Genomic DNA, 5,245 nt, shown 5'->3' on the forward strand with positions numbered 1-5,245 from the left:
GTCCCGGCGCGGAGGAGGTGTCCGGCGCCGGGGCGCCCCTGCGGGGCCGCACAGCCGGCGAGGGGACACCGGGCCAGGGGGTGAGCGCCGTCGTCGTGAGCAGGCCCCGCCGCACCGCTCAGACCTTCCGCAGGAGCACCCGCGAGACCTCGTGCTGGCTGTTCTTGGTCAGCACGAGGCGTGCGCGGCCGCGAGTCGGCAGCACGTTCTGCTGCAGGTTCGGACCGTTGATGGTGTCCCAGAGGTTCTCGGCGATCTCCATCGCCTCGGCCTCGGAGATCTGCGCGTAGCGGTGGAAGTAGCTGCGCGGGTCCGTGAAGGCGCCCGTGCGCAGGTCCCGGAAGCGGGAGAGGTACCAGTCGCGGATCCAGTCCGAGCGGGCGTCCACGTAGACGGAGAAGTCGAAGAAGTCGGACACGGACAGGCCTGTGGTGCCGTCGGCGCGCACCCGCGGCGGCGCCAGCACGTTCAGCCCCTCCACGATCAGCACGTCCGGCCGGTGCACGGCCTGCACCCGGTCCGGGACGATGTCGTAGGAGAAGTGGGAGTACACCGGGGCGGTGACCTCCTCGGCGCCGGACTTCACCTCGGACATGAATCGCAGCAGCGCGCGGCGGTCGTAGGACTCCGGGAAGCCCTTGCGGGTCATCAGGCCCCGCTCCTTCAGCACCGCGTTCGGGTAGAGGAAGCCGTCCGTGGTGATCAGCTGCACGCGCGGGGTGTTCGGCCAGCGGCGCAGCATCTCCTGCAGCACGCGGGCGGTGGTGGACTTGCCCACGGCCACGGAGCCGGCCACGCCGATGACGAAGGGGGTGCGGCGGGTGCGCTCGCCGAGGAACTCGTCCGTGGCGCGGCGCAGGGAGGCCGCGGCCTCCACATTGATGCTGAGCAGGCGGGAGAGCGGGAGGTACACCTCGGCCACCTCGGTGAGCGAGAGCGCGTCGCCGAGGCCGCGCAGGCGCTCCACGTCGTCCTGGTCGAACGGCTGCGCCATCTCCGAGGCCAGCCGCGCCCACGTCTGGCGCTCGAGCTCCACGAAGGGCGAGCTGTGGTGCTCGTGGGGGCGCGGCGCGCGCGGGGTCGGACGGTCGGCGGTGCTTTCGTTGTCCACCCGTCCATCCTGTCACGGTGGGGCCGGGCGCGGCGGGCTGTCGGACCGGTCAGCCTCGCCGGGTGCTCCCGGCGCATACGGGAACCATGCGTATGGATACAGTTGACACCATGCGCGTGCTCGTCACCGGAGGGGCCGGATACCTCGGCTCCCACACCGTCACCTCGCTGCTCGACGGAGGCCACGACGTCCTCGTGGTCGACGACCTCAGCGGCGGGAGCGAGACCGCGCTCGAGCGCGCGGCCGAGGTCTGCGTTGTCGCGTACCCCGGGCCGCGGCTGAGCCTGGTCCGCGCGGACATCCTCGAGCCCGACGCCTACCGGGACGCCGCCGCGGCCTTCGCGCCGGAGGTCGCCGTGCACTTCGCCGGGCTCAAGTCCCCTGCCGAGTCGCTGGCCGAGCCGGAGCGCTACTACACGGTGAACGTCGCCGGCACCGCGGCGGTGGCCGGCGTGGCCCGGGAGGCGGGGGCCCGCGCGCTGCTGTTCTCCTCCTCGGCCACGGTGTACGGGGACGACGCCCCGGTGCCGGTGGGCGAGGGCGACCCGATCGCGCCGGTCACCCCCTACGGGCACTCCAAGGCCATGGCCGAGCAAGTCCTCTCCGACGTGCACGCCGCCCACCCGGGCCTGTCCGTCGCGTCCCTGCGCTACTTCAACCCGGTGGGCGCCCACCCCTCCGGCCGGCTCGGCGAGGATCCCTCCGGCACCCCCGCCAACCTCATGCCCTACGTGGCCCGGGTGGCCGGCGGCGCGTATTCGGAGCTGCAGGTCTTCGGCAGCGACTACCCGACCCGCGACGGCTCCGCGGTCCGCGACTTCATCCATGTCATGGACCTGGCCGAGGCCCATGTGGCCGCGCTCGACTGGCTCGTGGCGCAGGACGGCCCGGTGCACCGCGTCTGGAACATCGGCCGCGGCACCGGCGTGACCGTGCTGGAGATGGTCGCGGCGTTCGAGCGGGTCACCGGCCGTCCCGTCCCGTATCGGGCGGCCCCCCGCCGGGCCGGGGACATCGCGGACTCGTGCGCCGCGGTGGACCGCGTCGCCGAGGAGGTCGGCTGGACGGCCGTGCGCGGCGTGGACGAGATGGTGGCCGACCTGTGGCGCTGGCAGGAGGCGAACCCGGGCGGCTATCGCCCGATGTGACGGTGGGCACCGTGGGACGCGGTGCGCCAGGCGAGGGGTGGACGGGGACGCTGTCACGGTAGAGTTCAACGCATGTGTGGAATCGTCGGATACATCGGCAGCCCCTCGCAGGAGCGTGAGCACTCGGCTCTCGACGTCCTGATGGAGGGCCTGCGTCGTCTGGAATACCGCGGCTACGACTCGGCCGGCGTGGCCCTGGTGGCCGACGGCGAGCTGTACCACCGCAAGAAGGCCGGCAAGCTGGCCAACCTCGCGGCCGAGCTTGAGGAGCGTCCGGTGCCGGGGGCGCTGGTCGGGATCGGGCACACCCGCTGGGCCACCCACGGCGGTCCCAGCGACGAGAACGCCCACCCGCACCTCGCGGACGAGGGGCGCCTCGCCATGATCCACAACGGCATCATCGAGAACTTCGCGGAGCTCAAGGAGGAGATGGTCGCCGCCGGCGTCGAGTTCCTCTCCGAGACGGACACCGAGGTCGCCGCCGCCGTCCTCGGTCACATCTACCGCCACGAGGGTGAGCAGGACCTCACGAAGTCCATGCAGCTGGCCTCTCGCCGCTTCGAGGGCGCCTTCACCCTGCTGGCCGTGCACACCGACTCCCCGGACCGCGTGGTGGCCTCCCGCCGCAACTCCCCGCTCGTGGTGGGCCTCGGCGAGGGAGAGAACTTCCTGGGCTCGGACGTCTCCGGCTTCATCGACTTCACCAAGCGGGCCATCGAGCTGGATCAGGACCAGGTCGTGACCATCACCGCGGACGGCGTGGAGATCACCGACTTCCAGGGCGAGCCGGCCCAGGGCAAGGAGTTCACCGTCGACTGGGACGCCTCGGCGGCCGAGAAGGGCGGCTTCGAGACCTTCATGGAGAAGGAGATCCACGATCAGCCGCAGGCCGTCGCGGACACCCTCCTGGGCCGCACCGACGCCGCCGGCCGCATGGTGCTGGACGAGCTGCGCATCGACGAGGAGGAGCTCAAGGCCGTCAACAAGATCATCGTCCTGGCCTGCGGCACCTCCGCCTACGCCGGCATGGTGGCGAAGTACGCGATCGAGCACTGGTGCCGCATCCCGGTGGAGGTCGAACTCTCGCACGAGTTCCGCTACCGGGACCCGATCATCGACGACACGACCCTCGTGGTGTCCATCTCCCAGTCCGGGGAGACCATGGACACCCTCATGGCGGTCCGCTACGCCAAGGAGCAGGGCGCCCGCACGGTGTCCATCTGCAACACCAACGGCTCCACCATCCCGCGCGAGTCGGACGCCGTGCTCTACACGCACGCCGGCCCGGAGATCGCCGTGGCCTCCACCAAGGCCTTCCTGGCGCAGATCACCGCCGCCTACGTGCTGGGCCTGTACCTGGCGCAGCTGAACAAGAACCTGTTCAGCGGCCAGATCAAGGACATCCTGGCCGACCTCTCCGCCATCCCGGCCAAGATCGAGGACATCCTCGAGCGCAAGGACCAGGTGAAGCAGCTCGCCCGCGCCATGAAGGACGACACCTCGGTGCTGTTCCTCGGCCGCAACGTCGGCTACCCGGTGGCCATGGAGGGCGCGCTCAAGCTCAAGGAGCTGGCCTACATCCACGCCGAAGGCTTCGCGGCCGGCGAGCTCAAGCACGGCCCGATCGCCCTGATCGACGATGGCCAGCCGGTGTTCGTGGTGATGCCGTCCCCGATGGACCGCCACTCGCTGCACGCCAAGGTCGTCTCCAACATCCAGGAGGTCCGCGCCCGCGGCGCCCGCACCATGGTGGTGGCCGAGCGCGGCGACCAGGCCGTCCAGGCCTACGCCGAGGACGTGTTCGAGGTCCCGGAGACCCAGCCGATGCTCATGCCGCTGCTGACCACGGTGCCGCTGCAGATCTTCGCGCTGGAGCTCGCCTCCGCCAAGGGCTACGACGTGGACCAGCCGCGCAACCTCGCCAAGTCCGTCACCGTCGAGTGACCCCGAGGACATGACGACGACGGCGCCCGCCCCCTTCCCGGGGACGGGCGCCGTCCCGTTCGTCTCACCCCCGCCTCATCCCTGAGGGCCAGGCTGGGGGTGCGCGGGGCACTCCGGCCCCGCAACGGAATCGAGGGCGGCGCGGTGCCGTCCGGAACACGCGTGGCGGCCGGGGGTCGCCGCCCGGAAGGGGACCGACATGACCTGGCTCGTCACCGGAGGCGCCGGCTACATCGGCGCGCACGTGGTCCGCGCGTTCATCGCGGAGGGCATCGACGTGGCGGTGGTGGACGACCTGTCCACCGGACACCGCAGGTTCGTCCCCGATGCCGTCCCCTTCCTGGAGGCGGACGTCAATGACGTCTCGGCGCTCGCCGGGTTCATGACCGACCATGCCGTCACCGGCGTCGTCCACGTGGCCGGTTTCAAGTACGCGGGCGTCTCGGTGTCCGAGCCGCTGCGCACGTACCGCACGAACGTGGCGGGCACCGCCGCGGTGCTGGAGGCCATGGAGGCCGCCGGCGTGGAGGCGATCGTCTTCTCCTCCTCGGCCGCGGTCTACGGCACCCCGGACACGGACACGGTCACCGAGGACACCCCCGCCGCCCCGGAGTCGCCGTACGGCGAGTCCAAGCTGATCGGCGAGTGGCTGCTCGCGGACCAGGGTCGGGCCCGCGGGATCCGGCACACGTCCCTGCGGTACTTCAACGTCGTCGGCTCCGGCACGACGGAGCTGGCGGACACCAGCCCGCACAACCTCTTCCCGCTGGTCTTCTCCGCCCTGGCCGCAGGGCGCGCACCGCGCATCAACGGGGACGACTACCCGACCCTGGACGGCACCTGCGTGCGGGACTACGTCCACGTGGCCGACGTGGCCGCCGCCCACGCGGTGGCGGCACGTCGGCTCACCGCGGGGGACCGGCTCCGTCCCGTCTACAACCTCGGCTCCGGAGACGGCACGTCCGTGCGCCAGATCGTCGAGGCGATCCTGGCCGAGGCCGGGGCGGACACGGCCCCCCAGGTGCACCGCGGCGCCCGGGCG

General features: G+C 71.7%; 4 protein-coding genes. 3 read left to right on the forward strand and 1 reads right to left on the reverse strand.

Features of this window, described 5'->3' with window-relative positions:
• Nucleotides 1-118: 118 nt before the first annotated feature.
• Complete coding sequence (coaA, locus tag AC2W7A_RS09240) at nucleotides 119-1,111, reverse strand: type I pantothenate kinase (protein WP_485991108.1); 993 nt, start codon at nucleotides 1,109-1,111, stop codon at nucleotides 119-121.
• 110 nt (nucleotides 1,112-1,221) lie between these two features.
• Between coaA and galE (AC2W7A_RS09245) the strand changes: the two genes are divergently transcribed.
• From galE (AC2W7A_RS09245) to galE (AC2W7A_RS09255), 3 genes are all read left to right on the forward strand, one after another.
• On the forward strand, nucleotides 1,222-2,259 hold the full coding sequence (gene galE / locus AC2W7A_RS09245) for a UDP-glucose 4-epimerase GalE (RefSeq protein ID WP_485991109.1): 1,038 nt from the start codon (nucleotides 1,222-1,224) through the stop codon (nucleotides 2,257-2,259).
• 72 nt (nucleotides 2,260-2,331) lie between these two features.
• Nucleotides 2,332-4,203 carry a glutamine--fructose-6-phosphate transaminase (isomerizing) gene (gene glmS / locus AC2W7A_RS09250; RefSeq protein WP_485991110.1) on the forward strand — a complete coding sequence of 624 codons (1,872 nt, stop codon included), beginning with the start codon at nucleotides 2,332-2,334 and terminating at the stop codon, nucleotides 4,201-4,203.
• A gap of 199 nt (nucleotides 4,204-4,402) precedes the next feature.
• The coding region (galE, locus tag AC2W7A_RS09255; RefSeq protein ID WP_485991111.1) for a UDP-glucose 4-epimerase GalE at nucleotides 4,403-5,245 on the forward strand (843 nt) is incomplete at its 3' end.

This window comes from Micrococcus sp. LASM2_SD2, assembly GCF_057364565.1.